General features: G+C 64.0%; 12 protein-coding genes and 3 pseudogenes. All 15 read right to left on the reverse strand.

Going from position 1 to position 16,603, the window contains the following annotated elements; translation table 11 throughout:
• Nucleotides 1-48: 48 nt before the first annotated feature.
• The 15 genes and pseudogenes from ACVWW3_RS12940 to ACVWW3_RS13010 all read right to left on the reverse strand — a co-directional run bounded on the left by ACVWW3_RS12940 (nucleotide 49) and on the right by ACVWW3_RS13010 (nucleotide 16,602).
• Nucleotides 49-1,719: a ribonuclease J gene (locus tag ACVWW3_RS12940; RefSeq protein ID WP_247447338.1), complete on the reverse strand. Its 1,671-nt coding sequence runs from the start codon at nucleotides 1,717-1,719 to the stop codon at nucleotides 49-51.
• Nucleotides 1,719-2,525, reverse strand: a complete 807-nt coding sequence (locus ACVWW3_RS12945) for a biotin--[acetyl-CoA-carboxylase] ligase (protein ID WP_456649687.1) — start codon at nucleotides 2,523-2,525, stop codon at nucleotides 1,719-1,721. The genes ACVWW3_RS12940 and ACVWW3_RS12945 overlap by 1 nt, the downstream gene beginning before the upstream one ends.
• A gap of 1 nt (nucleotide 2,526) precedes the next feature.
• On the reverse strand, nucleotides 2,527-3,963 hold the full coding sequence (nuoN, locus tag ACVWW3_RS12950; protein ID WP_247349307.1) for an NADH-quinone oxidoreductase subunit NuoN: 1,437 nt from the start codon (nucleotides 3,961-3,963) through the stop codon (nucleotides 2,527-2,529).
• Between the two features lie 22 nt (nucleotides 3,964-3,985).
• Nucleotides 3,986-5,496: pseudogene (locus ACVWW3_RS12955) on the reverse strand (NADH-quinone oxidoreductase subunit M).
• Nucleotides 5,497-7,597 (reverse strand): annotated as a pseudogene (nuoL, locus tag ACVWW3_RS12960) (NADH-quinone oxidoreductase subunit L). It lies immediately after the preceding pseudogene.
• Nucleotides 7,598-7,662: 65 nt separating this feature from the next.
• Nucleotides 7,663-7,971, reverse strand: coding sequence for an NADH-quinone oxidoreductase subunit NuoK (gene nuoK, locus ACVWW3_RS12965; protein WP_015685769.1), 309 nt, complete (start codon nucleotides 7,969-7,971; stop codon nucleotides 7,663-7,665).
• Entirely contained in the window at nucleotides 7,968-8,606 is a 639-nt protein-coding gene (locus tag ACVWW3_RS12970) for an NADH-quinone oxidoreductase subunit J (protein ID WP_007610978.1), read from the reverse strand. The genes nuoK and ACVWW3_RS12970 overlap by 4 nt, the downstream gene beginning before the upstream one ends.
• Before the next feature lie 9 nt (nucleotides 8,607-8,615).
• A pseudogene (gene nuoI / locus ACVWW3_RS12975) lies at nucleotides 8,616-9,105 on the reverse strand (NADH-quinone oxidoreductase subunit NuoI).
• Between the two features lie 14 nt (nucleotides 9,106-9,119).
• Complete coding sequence (gene nuoH / locus ACVWW3_RS12980; protein ID WP_007603555.1) at nucleotides 9,120-10,187, reverse strand: NADH-quinone oxidoreductase subunit NuoH; 1,068 nt, start codon at nucleotides 10,185-10,187, stop codon at nucleotides 9,120-9,122.
• 4 nt (nucleotides 10,188-10,191) lie between these two features.
• On the reverse strand, nucleotides 10,192-12,267 hold the full coding sequence (nuoG, locus tag ACVWW3_RS12985) for an NADH-quinone oxidoreductase subunit NuoG (RefSeq protein ID WP_456649684.1): 2,076 nt from the start codon (nucleotides 12,265-12,267) through the stop codon (nucleotides 10,192-10,194).
• Nucleotides 12,268-12,272: 5 nt separating this feature from the next.
• A complete protein-coding gene (gene nuoF / locus ACVWW3_RS12990) occupies nucleotides 12,273-13,598 on the reverse strand; it encodes an NADH-quinone oxidoreductase subunit NuoF (protein WP_456649683.1) in 1,326 nt (441 codons plus the stop codon).
• A gap of 15 nt (nucleotides 13,599-13,613) precedes the next feature.
• Nucleotides 13,614-13,820, reverse strand: a complete 207-nt coding sequence (locus tag ACVWW3_RS12995) for a hypothetical protein (RefSeq protein WP_247447331.1) — start codon at nucleotides 13,818-13,820, stop codon at nucleotides 13,614-13,616.
• Nucleotides 13,820-14,431, reverse strand: a complete 612-nt coding sequence (gene nuoE / locus ACVWW3_RS13000) for an NADH-quinone oxidoreductase subunit NuoE (RefSeq protein ID WP_247349315.1) — start codon at nucleotides 14,429-14,431, stop codon at nucleotides 13,820-13,822. Before nuoE ends, ACVWW3_RS12995 begins: the two co-directional genes overlap by 1 nt.
• A 12-nt stretch (nucleotides 14,432-14,443) precedes the next feature.
• Nucleotides 14,444-15,406 carry an FkbM family methyltransferase gene (locus ACVWW3_RS13005; protein ID WP_456649682.1) on the reverse strand — a complete coding sequence of 321 codons (963 nt, stop codon included), beginning with the start codon at nucleotides 15,404-15,406 and terminating at the stop codon, nucleotides 14,444-14,446.
• On the reverse strand, nucleotides 15,406-16,602 hold the full coding sequence (locus tag ACVWW3_RS13010) for an NADH-quinone oxidoreductase subunit D (protein ID WP_247349318.1): 1,197 nt from the start codon (nucleotides 16,600-16,602) through the stop codon (nucleotides 15,406-15,408). The genes ACVWW3_RS13005 and ACVWW3_RS13010 overlap by 1 nt, the downstream gene beginning before the upstream one ends.
• Nucleotide 16,603: the final 1 nt, after the last annotated feature.

A 16,603-nucleotide genomic window follows, 5' to 3' on the forward strand; every position in this document is an offset into this window, starting at 1 on the left:
GATCCGGAAAAGTGTGAAGCGGTTTTCCGATGAGATCATGCTCAAACTTTATACTGTCAGAACGTGTACCAGACAGGGGGGCTTTTTACCCCAATGTTCGTTGATCACGGAGCGGACAGCGCGTCGCACCGACTCAGCCAGCGCATCCGCGTCGCGACGGCGCGCCTTCGGCAGGCCTTCGATGGTGGAGACCACGGCGTCGAAGACGATGTCGTCGAAGGGCTCGCCCGCTTTGTTCTTCTCGGGGATGCCGATCAGATCGACCTCGGGATCGTCGACGAGCTCGCCTTGCTGCGTCATGGCGATAGCCACGAAGGCGCAGCCGGAGAAGGCCAAGCGGCGCCGCTCGACCACCGCGCGGGACTTGGAGTCCTCCAGAATCGTGCCGTCCTTGTAGAGACGGCCCGCGGGCACTTGCCCGATGATGCCGGGATCGCCGGGGCCGAGCTTGACGAGATCGCCGTTGCGGCAGACCAGGACGCGCGGCACGCCGGCGGCACGCGCGAGCTTGGCGTGCTCGTTCAGGTGCAGGGCCTCGCCATGGACGGGGATCAGGAGCTGCGGCCTGGTCCAGGCGATCATGTCGCGCAATTCGTCGCGGCGGGGATGGCCGGAGACATGGACCAGCTGGTCGCGGTCGGTGATGACCTCCACACCCTGTAAAACCAGGCCATTGATGATGGCGCCGACCGCCTTCTCGTTGCCGGGAATGGTGCGCGAGGAGAAGATCACGCTGTCGCCGCGGTTGAGCGTGATCTCGGGATGGTCGTCATTGGCGATGCGCGCCAGCGCGGCACGGGGCTCGCCCTGGCTGCCGGTGCAGAGCGCCAGCACCTTGTCTTGCGGCAGATGACCGTAGACCTCGGGGGAGCGGAAACTCTGCACGCCGTCGAGATAGCCGGTCTCGCGCGCGACCTGCACCACGCGCTCCATGGCGCGGCCGACCACGACGACCTCACGATCGGCGGCCTTCGCAGCGATGGCGACCGCCTTGAGGCGCGCGACATTGGAAGCAAAGGTCGTGACTGCGACGCGGCCCTTGGCGGCCTTGACGAGCTCGGTGATGGATCTCGCAACCTCGGCTTCCGAGGGTGAGCGGCCGTCGCGCACGGCGTTGGTGGAATCGCCGATCAAGGCGAGCAGGCCCTGATCGCCCAGCTCGCGCAGCCGCTTTTCGTCGGTCGGGCGGCCGATGATCGGGGTCGGATCGATCTTCCAGTCGCCGGTGTGCAGCACCGTGCCGACTTCGGTGTGAATCGCCAGCGCATGCGACTCCGGAATCGAGTGCGCGACGGGGATGAACTCGACGTTGAACGGACCGATATCGACGCGCCCGCCGGACGGCACCACCGTCACCGGGATCTTCGGCGCATTGCGCTCGGCGGCGCATTTGGCTTCGAACAGCGCGGCGCTGAACTGCGTCGCGTAGATCGGGCATTTCAGCCTCGGCCACAGGTCGATGATGGCGCCGAAATGGTCCTCATGGGCGTGGGTTAGCACCAGGCCCATCAGGTTCTTGCGTTCCTTCTCCAGGAAGCTGATGTCGGGCATGATCAGGTCGATGCCCGGCAGATGCTCCTCGTCGCCGAAGGAGACGCCGAGATCGATCGCCAGCCAGGCGCGCTGCTGGCGGTTGCCGAGGCCGTAGATCGACAAATTCATGCCGATCTCGCCGACACCGCCGAGCGGTGCAAATACCAGTTCTTCAGGCTTCGCCATCACGCAGCTCCCACGGAGGCGGCCGAGCCAAAGAACACCTCGCCCGCGGCCACCGGCACGCGCCGGCCCTCCGCGGTGCGGACGATCAGGCAGCCGGCGTCGTCGATCGTGTCAAAAATGCCTTCCAGCGTCATCACTCCCGTGTGGATCGCAACCCGCTCGCCGAGGCCGGCGGCGCGCTCCAACCATAGTTTGCGGATCTCGGCAAAGCCGCGACCATTGTCCCAGATGCCGCGGAACTCCACCCAGGCGTCAGAGAGTGCCGAGAACAGCTCCTCCGCGCTGATCTGGACGCCGAGCGCGGCGAGCGACACCGCCGGCGTCGGCGTGCCCTCGGGCGCGGCGACGACGTTGGTGCCGATGCCGACGACGATGGCAAGGCGTTCGCCGACGGCTTCGGCCTCAAGGCCGATACCGACCAGCTTCTTGCCGCCGGCAAGCACGTCGTTAGGCCATTTCAGGGTGTAGCGGGGACGACCCTCGCCGAGGCGCAGTGCAGCCTCCAGGCTCACCTTTTCCAGGGCGGCCTCCTCGGCCAGCCCGGCCGCAAAGCCGATCGTCGCGGCGACAGACGGGGCAACGTCCAGGACTTCGAGGACGCTGGCGGCGAGGTTGCCCTTTGGCGCGATCCAGGCACGCTGACGTCGGCCACGGCCCGCGGTCTGCTCCGACGTGACGAACCACATCGGGCCGCGTTCGCCGCTCCTCGCGTGCTCGATCGCCTCGGTATTGGTCGAGCCGGTCCGTTCGAAAGCCGCGAGCTTGTAGCCCGCCGACAGAGCGCTGGGACCGAGCGCGAATGCCATCCTAGAACAGCGACTTTGCCGCGGCGGAGGCGACGCTCACCACCGGACCCGCGAACAGGGCGAACAGGATATTGAACAGGCCCGCGACCGCCAGCACCGTCCGCACCTCGACCCTGACAGGATCGACCTGCCCGGCCGGCTCGTCGAAATACATCGTCTTGACGATGCTGAGATAATAGTAGGCGCCCACCACGCTGGTCAGCACGCCGACGACAGCGAGCGTGAACAAATTCGCCTTGATGGCGGCGACGAAGACGTACCATTTGGCAAAGAAGCCGGCGAGCGGCGGGATGCCGGCGAGCGAGAACAGCAGCATCGCGAACATGAAGGCGAGCAGCGGATTGGTCCGCGACAAACCGGCGAAATCGCTGATTTGCTCGACGGGCTGGCCGTTGCGCTTCATGGCGAGGATGACCGAGAACGAACCGAGCGTCATCGCGACATAGATCACGATGTACATCAAGACGCCCTGCGCGCCCTCGACCGTGCCTGCGGCAAGACCGACCAGGGCAAAGCCCATGTGGCCGATCGAGGAATAGGCCATCAGGCGCTTGATGTTGCTCTGGCCGATCGCGGCGAACGAGCCCAGCGCCATCGAGGCGATTGCCACGAACACCAGGATCTGCTGCCACTGCGAGACGATGCCCGGGAATGCGGTGAGCGTGACGCGGGTAAAGACCGCGAGTGCTGCGACCTTCGGCGCCGAGGCGAAGAAGGCGGTGACCGGGGTCGGCGCGCCCTCGTAGACGTCAGGCGTCCACATGTGGAACGGGACCGCCGAGACCTTGAAGCAGAGGCCGGCGAGCAGGAACACCAGGCCGAACACCAGGCCGACATTCGAGACGGTCGCGGCCGCCGCGATGCCGGTGAAGGTCACAGTACCGGTGAAGCCATAGATCAGAGAGGAACCGTACAGCAGCATGCCCGAGGATAGCGCGCCGAGCACGAAGTACTTCAGACCGGCTTCGGTCGACTTGGCGTTGTCGCGGTTCGAGGTCGCCACGACGTAGAGCGCGAGCGACATCAATTCGAGGCCGAGATAGAGCGATATCAGATCGCCGGCCGAGATCAGCACCATCATGCCGAGAGTCGAGAGCAGCACCAGGATCGCGTATTCGAAGATGCGGCGCGACGGGTCGGACAGGAACTCGGTCGACAGCACCAGCGTCACCGCCGAGCCGATCAGGGCCAGTATCTTCATGAAGCGGGCAAAATCGTCGACGATGAAGCTGCCGCCGAATGTCACCTGCTTGCCCGCGGGCAGCATGTATTCGAGCACGCCGACCACGATCAGGAGCAGCACCGCAAGCGTCGTGACCGTCTTGGTGGTCTCCTGCCCTCGATAGGCGCCCAGCATCAGCAGCGCCATGGCCCCGATCGCAAGCACGAGCTCGGGCAGCACCGGCGCCAGTTGATAACCTGCAGTCTCAAAGCTCATGGCGATATCCTGACCTGCCCGCTCACTGGAGCAGTGCGGCGGCCTTCACGGCCGTCACAGCGGTGTTGTAATTGTTGACGAGTTGCTGGACCGAGGCCGCCGACATGTCGAGCACCGGCTTCGGGTAGATGCCGAACAGGATCGTCAGCGCGATCAGCGGGAACAGCATCAGGCACTCCCGGAAGGTGAGATCCTTCATGCTCATCAGCGACGGCTTGACCAGCGCTCCGAACACCACCTTGCGGTAAAGCCAGAGCGCGTAGCAGGCCGACAGGATCACGCCGAAGGTGGCGAAGAACGCGGTCGGGATCGAGACCTTGAAGGTGCCGAGCAGCGTCATGAACTCGCCGACGAAGCCGGAAGTGCCGGGCAGACCGACATTGGCCATGGTGAAGACCATGAAGGTCAGCGCGTAGAGCGGCATCCGGTTGACGAGGCCGCCATAGGCCGCGATGTCGCGGGTATGCATGCGGTCGTAGACGATGCCGACGCAGAGGAAACAGCGCGCCGGAGACGATGCCGTGCGAGATCATCTGGAACACGCCACCGGCGACGCCCTGCATCGTGCCGGCAAAGATGCCCATGGTAACGAAGCCCATATGCGCCACTGAGGAGTACGCAATCAGCTTCTTCATGTCCTCCTGCATCAGCGCCACCAGCGAGGTGTAGATGATGGCGATGGCGGAGAGCGTGAACACAAACGGCGCGAAATCATGCGACGCCAAGGGGAACATCGGCAGCGAGAAGCGCAGGAAGCCGTAGCCGCCCATCTTCAGCAGGATCGCGGCTAGGACCACGGAGCCTGCGGTCGGCGCCTCGACGTGCGCGTCGGGGAGCCAGGTGTGTACCGGCCACATCGGCATCTTCACCGCGAACGAGGCGAAGAAGGCCAGCCAGGCCCAGGTCTGCAACGAGCGCGGCACGGCCGTGTGCATCAGGGTCGGGATGTCGGTGGTGCCGCCGTTCCAGTACAGCGCCATGATGGCGAGCAGCATCAGGACCGAGCCGAGCAGCGTGTAGAGGAAGAACTTGAAGGACGCGTAGACCCGGCGCGGACCGCCCCAGACCCCGATGATCAGGAACATCGGGATCAGGCCGCCTTCGAAGAACAGGTAGAACAGCACGAGATCGAGCGCCGAGAAGGTGCCGATCATCAGCGTTTCCAGGATCAGGAACGCCATCATGTATTCGCGGACGCGGTTGGTGATCGCCTTCCAGCTCGCGATGATGCAGAACGGCATGATGGCGGTGGTCAGGATCACCAGCGGCAGCGAAATGCCGTCCACGCCCATGTGATAGGTGATGCCGGTGGCGAGCCAGTTCGCCTTCTCGACGAACTGGAAGTCGGCGTTCGACGCGTCGAACCGCATGACCAGGATCACCGACACCGCGAAGGTGATCAGCGTGGTCCAGAGCGCGATCCAGCGCGAGTTGCGCCGGGCCGCCTCGTCATCGCCGCGGCTGAGATAGACGATCAGCGCGCCGACCAGCGGCAGAAAACGTCGTGACGGATAGAATTGGCCAGGTCGTCATTTACTGGCCTCCAAAGCCGAACATGAACCAGGTGATCAGGCCGGCGGCACCGATCAGCATGGCGAACGCGTAGTGGTAGAGATAGCCGGTCTGGATCTTCACGACGTTGCGGGTGACATCCAGCACGCGGGCCGAGATGCCGTCGGGGCCGAGGCCGTCGATGATGAAGCCGTCGCCCTTCTTCCAGAGCTGATAGCCGATCCACTTCGCCGGACGGACAAAGATGAAATCGTAGAGCTCGTCGAAGTACCATTTATTGAGCAGGAACTTGTACAGCATCGGCTGCGTGTTCGCGAGCTCGACCGGTAGATAGGGCCGGCGGATGTAGAACAGGTACGACACCAGGAAGCCCAGCACCATCATCACCGTCGGCAGGAAGGCGATGGTCTCGGGGATGTGGTGCATCCCCTCGATGATGTGCGGATTCATCTTCACGGACTCGCGGAAGAACTCCTCGATACCGTGACCGGCAAACAGCTCCTTGAACGGGAAGCCGGCCAAGATAGAGCCGACCGCGAGCACGCCGATCGGGATCAGCATCCAGATCGGCGCTTCATGCGCAGCCTCATAGTGATGCTCGTCATGGGGCTCGCCGTGGAAGGTCTTGAAGATCAGGCGCCACGAATAGAACGAGGTCAGGCCGGCCGCGACGACCGTCATCAGGAAGCCGTACATCGCGAACGGATTGTGCGAGGCGTAGGCGGACTCGATGATCGCGTCCTTGGAGAAATAGCCGGCGGTCAGCGGGAAGCCGGTGAGCGCGAGCGTGCCGACCACCATCACCGCGTAGGTGTAGGGGATCTTGCGCCAGAGGCCGCCCATGTTGCGGATGTCCTGCTCGTGATGCATCGCGTAGATCACCGAGCCGGAGCCCAAGAACAAGAGCGCCTTGAAGAAGGCATGCGTGAACAGATGGAACATGCCGACCGAATAGGCCCCTGCTCCCATCGCCACGAACATGTAGCCGAGTTGCGAACAGGTCGAGTAGGCGACGATGCGCTTGATGTCGTTCTGGACGAGACCGATGGTCGCCGCGAAGAACGCCGTGGTGGCGCCGAAGAACATCACGACGGCCTGCGCGTTCGGCGCGAGCTCGAACAGCGGCGACAGGCGCGCCACCATGAACACACCGGCGGTGACCATGGTCGCCGCGTGGATCAGCGCCGACACCGGGGTCGGGCCCTCCATCGCGTCCGGCAACCAGGTGTGCAGAAGGAACTGCGCCGATTTGCCCATCGCGCCCATGAACAGCAGCAGGCAGGTCAGGGTCAGCGCATCGGCGTGCCAGCCGAGGAAGTCGATGGTCTTGCCGGTCAGGCTCGGAGCTGCATGGAAGATGGTCTCGAAATCGGTCGAGCCGACCAGCAGGAAGATCGCGAAAATGCCGAGCGCGAAGCCGAAATCGCCGACGCGGTTGACCACGAAGGCCTTGATGGCGGCCGCGTTCGCCGACGGCTTCTGGTACCAGGAAGCCGATCAGGAGATAGCTCGCCAGACCCACGCCTTCCCAGCCGAAGAACAGCTGCACGAGGTTGTCCGCGGTCACCAGCATCAGCATGGCGAAGGTGAACAGGCTGAGATAGCCGAAGAAGCGCGGCCGGTTCGGGTCCTCGTCCATGTAGCCGATGGAATAGAGGTGCACGAGCGAGGACACGGTGGTGACCACCACCAGCATCACCGCGGTGAGCGTGTCGACCCGCAGCGTCCAGTAGACCTGGAGATCGCCGGAGAGAATCCACGGCAACAGCGGAATGCGCATGTCGTGGTGCATGAAGCCGACGTCGACCAGCGTCATCCAGGACAGCGCCGCCGACACGAACAGGAACGCCGTGGTGATCAGCTCGGCGCCGCGCGAGCCCGCCGCGGGCGGCTCGGAGACGTGATGGTCGTCGTGGCCGTCGCCGGGCTCGTGATGGGACTCGTGGATGACCGACGCATCCTCGTTGATCATATCGGACGCATGCGCCTGTGCGCCGTGTCCGTGATCATCGTGGTGCTCGACGGTGTCGCCGGAGGGGTTGCGGGCATGCGCGCCGAACAGCGCGATCAGGCCAGCCAGAATGGCCCCCAGCAGAGGCAGAAAGACGATTGCCTGGACCATGACTTATTTCTCTTTGCGCATGATCTGACCGGAAAACCGGTATCCACTTTTCCGGATCATGCGCGTTAGCCCTTCATCAGATTGACGTCCTCAACCGCGATCGAGCCGCGGTTGCGGAAATAGACCACCAGGATGGCGAGACCGATCGCGGCTTCGGCGGCCGCGACGGTGAGCACAAGAAGCGCGAAGACCTGCCCGACGATATCGCCGAGGAAGGTCGAGAACGCCACGAGGTTGATGTTGACCGCGAGCAGGATCAGCTCGATCGACATCAGGATGACGATGATGTTCTTGCGGTTCAGGAAGATGCCGAGGATCCCGAGCGTGAACAGGATCGCGCCGACCGCAAGATAGTGTCCGAGCCCGATCGTCATTTCACCCACTCCGCCGCGTCAGAGTCCTGGAGCCCCTGCCCCGGCGCCACCTTGCGTATCGCCATCGCAATTTCGGGCGTGCGGGCGTTCTGAACGTTGATGTCCTGCCGCTTGACGCTCGCCTTGTGCCGCAGCGTCAGCACGATGGCGCCGATCATGGCGACCAGCAGCACCATGCCCGAGAGCTGGAAGTAGTGGATGTACTTCGTATAAAGCACCAGGCCGAGCGCCTCGGTGTTCGAGACATTGGTCGGGATCGCCGCCGTGATCGTCTTGGCGACGCCGGGGTTGATGACCCAGAAGCCGACCGTGAGCAGCAGCTCGAACAGGAAGATGCCGCCGATCACGAGGCCGACCGGCAGGTACTCGATGAAGCCCTCGCGCAGCTCGAGGAAATCGACGTCGAGCATCATGATCACGAACAGGAACAGCACGGCGACGGCGCCGACGTAGACGACGATCAAGATCATCGCCAGGAATTCGGCGCCCATCAGCACGAACAGGCCGGAGGCGTTGACGAAGGCCAGGATCAGGTACAGCACGGAGTGCACGGGATTGCGCGAGACAATCACCATCACCGCCGAGGCGACGCAGACGCCGGCGAAGAGATAGAAGAACAGCGCGGGAAGGATCATGCTCTCATCTCACCGGTACGGCGCGTCGAGCTCGATCGCTTTTGCGATCTCGCGTTCCCAGCGGTCGCCGTTGGCGAGCAGCTTGGCCTTGTCATAGAACAGTTCCTCGCGGGTCTCGGTCGCGAACTCGAAGTTCGGGCCTTCGACGATCGCATCGACCGGACAGGACTCCTGGCAGAGGCCGCAATAGATGCATTTCACCATGTCGATGTCGTAGCGCACGGTACGGCGGGTGCCGTCGTTGCGCCGCGGGCCGGCCTCGATGGTGATGGCCTGCGCCGGGCACACCGCTTCGCAGAGCTTGCAGGCGATGCAGCGCTCTTCACCATTCGGATAGCGGCGCAGCACGTGCTCGCCGGCGGAAGCGCGGCGAGATCGGGCCCTTCTCGAACGGATAGTTCAGTGTCGGCTTCGGCTGGAAGAAATAACGCATGGCGAGGAAGAACGCCGAGACGAATTCCGACAGCAGAAGCGACCGTGCAGTGGCGTTGATGTTGATACCCATGACGGCCCTCACTTCGGCGCGATGCCGGCGAAATGCAGCACTCCGGCCACCACGATCACCATCGCCAGCGACAGCGGCAGGAACACTTTCCAGCCGAGGCGCATCAGTTGATCGTAGCGGTAGCGCGGCACGATCGCCTTGGCCATCGCGAACAGGAAGAACATGAAAAACAGTTTTAGCGAGAACCAGATGATCCCCGGCACCCAGTTGAAGGGCGGCAGGTCCACCGGCGGCAGCCAGCCTCCGAGGAACAGGATCGTCGCCATCGCGCACATCGTGGCAATCGCGACATACTCGCCGAGCATGAACAGCAGATACGGCGTCGAGCCGTATTCGACCATGAAGCCGGCCACGAGCTCGGATTCCGCTTCGACCAGGTCGAACGGCGGACGATTGGTTTCCGCCAGCGCCGAGACGTAGAAGATCACGAACATCGGGAACAGCGGCCAGACATACCAGTTCAGGATGGTGAGCTGCGGCAACCCGATCAGGCTGGCGAGACCGCGGACATGCTGGGCCTCGACCACGGCCGAGAGGTTCAGCGTGCCGGCGCAGAGCAGCACCGTGATGATGACGAAGCCGATCGAGACTTCATACGACACCATCTGCGCCGCCGAGCGCAGCGCCGCCAGGAACGGGTACTTCGAGTTCGACGACCAGCCCGCCATGATGATGCCGTAGATCGACAGCGACGAGATCGCGAAGATGAAGAGGACGCCGACATTGATGTCGGAAATCACCCAGCCGAGATTAGTCGGGATCACCGCCCACGCGGCGAGCGCGAGCACGCACGACACCAAGGGAGCAAGAAGGAACACGCCCTTGTTGGCGCCGGACGGAATGATCGGCTCCTTCAGCACGAACTTCAGGAGATCGGCGAAGGACTGCAGCAGACCCCAGGGACCGACCACGTTCGGACCGCGGCGTATCTGCACCGCCGCCCAGATCTTGCGGTCGGCGAGCAGGATGTAGGCGATCGCCACCAGCAGGACGACCAGCACCAGGACGCTCTCCGCGATCATGATGATCAGCGGCCAGAGGAACCCGGTCCAGAATGCGCTTTCGAAGAATTCCATCAGCTCACTCCGCTGCGGTCAGCATCTGCCCGGAGGCAAGCCGCGAACACTCCGCCATCACGGCGGACGCACGCGCGATTGGGTTGGTCAAATAGAAGTCCTCGACCAGCGGCTTGAACGGCGCCTTCTCCATCGTGCCGCCCTTGCCCGCGAGTTTCTTGATCTGGTCGGCGGAGCCGGCCTCGATCTGGTCGAGACGGATTAGATGCGGCACGGCCTTGAAGATCGCCTGGCGCAGGGCCGAAAGCGAGTCGTAGCCGAGCTTCTTGCCGAGCGCCTCCGACAGCGCGCGGACAATCGCCCAGTCCTCGCGGGCCTCGCCCGGCGGGAACGCGGCGCGGCCGGTCATCTGCACGCGGCCTTCGGTGTTGACGTAGATCGCGGACTTCTCGGTATAGGCGGCTGCCGGCAGGATCACGTCGGCGCGATGCGCGCCGCGGTCGCCGTGGGTGCCGATATAGACGACGAAGGTGCCGTCCGACGGCTTGATCTCGTCGGCGCCGAGCAGAAACAGCAGGTCGAGCGTCCCGAACGTCGTCATCTGCGCCGCGTTAAGCCCGCCCTGACCGGCGACAAAGCCGATATCCAGCGCACCGACGCGCGAAGCGCTCTCATGCAGCACGCCAAAGCCGTTCCAGCCGTCCTTGAGCGCGCCGACGTCGAGCGCAAGCTTCGCGGCGGCGGCGAGAATGGCAGCGCCGTCGTGGCGCGAGGCCGCGCCCGCACCGACCAGGATGATCGGGTTCTTGGCGTTCTTCAGCACGTCCATGAAGGAGTGCTTGCCAGCCGCGAGTTCACCGAGCGTCTCGGTGCCCGCGCCGAGATGGTCATAATCGTAGGTCAGGTCGTCCTTGGCGCCGATCACGCCGACCTTGAAGCCGCCGGCGCGCCAGCGCTTGCGGATGCGGGCGTTGAACACGGCCGCCTCTTTCCGCGGATTGGCGCCGATGATCAGCAGCGCGTCGGCCTGCTCGACGCCCAGCAGCGTCGGATTGAAGATGTAGGAGCCGCGGCCGAGCGCGGGGTCGAAGGCGTCGCCGCCCTGCACCGCCAGATTGCCCGAGCCGTATTTGGCCAGCAGATCCTTCAGCGCGAACATCTCCTCGACGCCGGCGAGGTCGCCCGCGATCGCGCCGATGCGCTTGCCGTCGGTGCGCGTCGCTTTCGCGGCGATCGCGGCAAAGGCTTCAGGCCAGCTTGCCGCCCGCAGCTTGCCGGCTTCGCGGATATAGGGCCGGTCAAGGCGCTGGGTGCGCAGGCCGTCGACGACGTGGCGGGTCTTGTCCGAAATCCATTCTTCGTTCACGGCCTCGTTGATGCGCGGCAGGATACGCATCACTTCGCGGCCGCGGGTGTCGACGCGGATCGCGGATCCGATGCCGTCCGTCACGTCGATCGACTGGGTCTTGCCGAGCTCCCACGGGCGTGCGGCGAAAGCATAAGGCTTCGAGGTCAGCGCACCGACCGGGCAGATGTCGACGAGATTGCCCTGAAGCTCCGACGTCAGCGCGTGCTCGAGATAGGTCGTGATCTCCATGTCCTCGCCGCGGCCGGTCGCGCCCATTTCAGGGGCGCCGGCCACTTCCGCCGAGAAGCGGACGCAGCGCGTGCACTGGATGCAGCGGTTCATCGAGGTCTTGACCAGCGCGCCGAGATATTTGTCCTCGACCGCGCGCTTGTTCTCGGCGAAGCGGCTGGTGTCGACACCGTAGCCCATCGCCTGGTCCTGCAGATCGCACTCGCCGCCCTGATCACAGATCGGACAGTCCAGCGGATGGTTGATGAGAAGGAATTCCATCACGCCTTCGCGCGCCTTCTTCACCATCGGCGAACGCGTGGAGATTTCCGGCGGTTCGCCCTTGGGACCCGGACGGCAATCGCGCACACCCCAGGCGCAGCTTGCGACCGGCTTCGGGCCGCCCTTCACCTCGACGAGGCACATCCGGCAATTGCCGGCGATCGACAGCCGCTCGTGATAGCAGAAGCGCGGAATCTCGGCGCCGGCCGCCTCGCACGCCTGAAGCAGCGTGTATTCGGCGGGGACATCGATCTCTTTGCCGTCGATGATGAGCTTGGTCATTCTCTCTACTCCGCCGCGACCATGTTCACGGGATCGCGGACGCCGATATCGTCGATGTCGGACTTGTGCGAATATTCGTCGATGCGCGCTTCGATCTCATGACGGAAGTGCGCGATCAGGCCCTGGATCGGCCACGCCGCCGCGTCGCCGAGCGCGCAGATGGTGTGGCCTTCGACCTGCTTGGTGACCTCCAGCAGCATGTCGATTTCGCGCTTGTGGGCGCGGCCGTCGGCCATGCGGCTCAAGACGCGCCACATCCAGCCGGTGCCCTCACGGCACGGCGTGCACTGGCCGCAGCTCTCATGCTTGTAGAAATAGGAGATGCGGGCGATGGCGCGGATCAAATCGGTCGACTTGTCCATCACGATCACGGCCGCGGTGCCGAGGCCCGAGCGCAGTTTGCTCAAGGAGTCGAAATCCATCGGCGTGTCGATGATCTGCTCGGCCGGCACCATGCGCACCGAGGAGCCGCCGGGGATCACGGCCTTGAGGTTGTCCCAGCCGCCGCGGATGCCGCCGCAATGCTTCTCGATCAGCTCACGGAACGGAATGCCCATGGCCTCTTCGACGTTGCAGGGCCGCTCGACATGGCCGGAGATGCAGAACAGCTTCGTGCCCACATTGTTCGGACGGCCGATGCCGGCGAACCACGCCGCGCCCCGACGCAGAATGTCGGGCGCGACCGCGATCGACTCGACGTTGTTGACGGTGGTCGGGCAGCCGTACAGGCCGACATTCGCCGGGAACGGCGGCTTCAGACGCGGCTGGCCCTTCTTGCCTTCGAGGCTCTCGAGCAGCGCGGTTTCCTCGCCGCAAATATAGGCGCCGGCGCCGTGGGCGACGTAGATGTCGAACGGCCAGCCGTTGATGTTGTCCTTGCCGACCAGCTTGGCCTCGTAGGCCTGGTCGATCGCCGCCTGGAGATGCTCGCGCTCGCGGATGAACTCGCCGCGGACATAGATGTAGCAGGCATGCGCGTTCATCGCGCAACTCGCGATCAGGCAGCCCTCGATCAGGAGATGCGGATCGTGCCGCATGATCTCGCGATCCTTGCAGGTACCGGGCTCGGATTCGTCCGCGTTGACGACGAGATAGCTCGGCCGGCCGTCGGTCGATTCCTTCGGCATGAACGACCATTTCAGGCCGGTCGGGAAGCCGGCGCCACCGCGGCCGCGCAGCCCCGACGCCTTCATCTCGTTGATGATCCAGTCACGGCCCTTGTCGATGATGTTCTTCGTACCATCCCAGGCGCCGCGGCGCCGCGCGCCCTCGAGCCCCCAATCATGGAGGCCGTAGAGGTTCTTGAAGATGCGGTCCTTGTCCTCGAGCATGTCAGTGCTTTCCGATCAACGGTTGGCTTGCTTGTAGGCAAGCCCGGCGGCGCAGACAGCGAAGGTCAACGCCCAGAGCAGACTGGATTCCAGCGGCGCGTTCAGGGCGAAGCGCTGAAGCAGGAAAATGAATGTGGCCGCCGCGGCGGAATGCATTGCGATGAAGCCCCACTTCTTCACAACACTGCTCCCTTCAACGACTGGCGACGAGAGATCACGCATCAGGTGACCTCCTTAAGTGTGGTCGGCCCGCCCGTCGGCGCCGAGAACTGGCGGCCGTTCTGCGGGCCGGGCTTGGGCGGATTGCCCGAAGCAAAGCCGTCGAGCACCTTGCCGAAGCTTTCCTTGGTCAAATCCTCATAGGTATCCTTGCCGATCAGCACCATCGGCGCGTTCACGCAGGCACCGAGGCATTCCACCTCTTCCCAGCTGAAATTGCCGTCCTTGGAGAGATGGAAGGGCTCGTGATGGATGCGGTGCTCGCAGACGTGGATCAGATCCTCGGCGCCGCGCAGGCGGCACGGCGTGGTGCCGCAGACCTGAACGTGGGCCTTCTTGCCGACGGGGGCCAGCTGGAACATCGTGTAGAAGGTCGCGACCTCGAGCACGCGGATATAGGGCATGTCGAGCATGTCGGCGACGACGCGGATCGCGGCTTCCGAGACCCAGCCATCGTGCTGCTCCTGCGCCCGCCAGAGGATGGCGATGACCGCCGAAGCCTGGCGTCCGGCCGGATATTTCGCGATCTGCTGCTTGGCAAACGCGAGGTTCTCCTCCGTCAACGCAAAGCTCGCGGGCTGGACTTCCTTCGGTGCTAATCGGCGAACGGACATCTCTTCAATCTCTCACTGCATGCGGCGCGCGGTTTTGGCATTCAGGGCTTCGATCCTGTCCTGCCAGAATGCGCTTGCGGTGCCGAAAACGTTGTAGCCGACGTGGGTCGAGACCTTGATGCGATCGAGGATCGACAGTTCGGTCACGGTCTCCATCCGGTTGCTGCGCGGATCGAACACGATCAGCTTCAGCGGGGTGTGTTCAAGGATGTAGCGCGACACCGCATGCGAGCGGTCGCTGCCGTGCTCTTCGCACATGATGACGCTGTCGGCCTGGAGCAGCCGGGCGCCGCCCTTGATCGCCTCGATCTCGACGCCCTCGACGTCAAGCTTGATCAGGTACTTGCCGCTGGCGGCAACCTTGCCGTCGTCGATGAGATTGTCGAGCGCGATCACAGGCACGTCCTCGCCGCCCGCCGACGCACCGCCGGCAATGCTGAAGGCCTCGTGCTTGGTGCCGGACAGACGCGCGGTGCCGCGGGCCGCGCCGATCGCGCATTTCATGGTCTCGAAGCGATTGCCGTTGACGCGGGCGTTGTTGGCGAGCTTCGGATAGTTCTGGCCCGACGGCTCGATCGCAATCGCCATGTGCGAGCCGAACGGCTTGCTCGACACCAGCACCGACCAATAGCCGTAATTGGCGCCGCAATCGAGCAGCGTGTAGTCGACGTCGATGGAGTCGGCGAACAACAGCTCCAGTTCGTCCTCGTAATTGTAGGAGCGATTGAGCAGCTTGCTCCAGTAACCGTCGCCGTAAGGGAATTCGAACACAGCGTCGGGGTTGAGCTTGATCGCGATGTTGCGCTCGGTCAGCGTCTTCCGCAGCAGGTTCGCGCAGGCGATGTAGCCCATATGCGAGAAGTGCGACGAGATCTTCGATCCCGTCACCAGCGCCAAGGCAGCCGTCCGCTCCCACAGGTTGGCCCCTTCAAGGGCCCCCGAGGCACGGTCAAACTGGATTGGCACCTGCGCCATCACCGATCGACCTCTCCGAACACGATGTCGAGCGAGCCGAGGATGGCCGAGACGTCGGCGAGCAGATGGCCGCGGCAGATGTGGTCCATGGCCTGGAGATGCGCAAAGCCCGGCGCGCGGATCTTGCACTTGTAAGGCTTGTTGGAGCCATCGGAGACGAGATAGACGCCGAACTCGCCCTTGGGCGCCTCGACCGCGGCATAGATCTCGCCGGCCGGCACGTGGACGCCTTCGGTGTAGAGCTTGAAATGATGGATCAGCGCTTCCATCGAGCGCTTCATCTCGCCACGGCGCGGCGGAGCAACCTTGTTGTCTTCGACGACGACCGGGCCTTTTCCTTCGGCTGCGTTCAGCTTCTGGATGCACTGCTTCATGATGCGCACGGACTGGCGCATCTCTTCCATGCGGATCAGATAGCGGTCGTAGCAGTCGCCGTTCTTGCCGATCGGAATGTCGAAATCCATCTCGGCGTAGCACTCATAGGGCTGCGACTTGCGCAGATCCCAGGCGGCGCCCGAGCCGCGCACCATCACGCCCGAGAAGCCCCACTCCCAGGCTTCCTTCAGCGACACCACGCCGATGTCGACGTTGCGCTGCTTGAAGATGCGGTTGGCGGTGAGCAGCCGATCGAGATCTTCGACCACCTTCAGGAACGGATCGCACCAGGTGTCGATGTCGTCGACCAGCTTCTGCGGCAGGTCCTGATGCACGCCGCCGACGCGGAAGTAGGCTGCGTGCATGCGGCTGCCGGAAGCGCGCTCGTAGAACACCATCAGCTTCTCGCGCTCTTCAAAGCCCCACAGCGGCGGGGTCAGCGCGCCGACGTCCATCGCCTGCGTGGTGACGTTGAGCAAATGCGACAGAATGCGGCCGATCTCGCAATAGAGCACGCGGATCAACTGAGCGCGGCGCGGCACCTCGATGCCGAGCAGCTTTTCAGCCGCCATGCAGAAGGCGTGCTCCTGGTTCATCGGCGCGACGTAGTCGAGGCGGTCGAAATAGGGGATCGCCTGGAGATAGGTCTTCTGCTCGATCAGTTTTTCGGTGCCGCGGTGAAGCAGGCCGATATGCGGGTCGACGCGGGCGACGACTTCGCCGTCAAGCTCCAGCACCAGACGCAGCACGCCATGCGCCGCCGGATGCTGCGGACCGAAGTTGATCGTAAAGTTGCGAAGGTTTTCGGGTTGCTCGTTCATG

Source organism: Bradyrhizobium sp. LM2.9 (genome assembly GCF_054056555.1).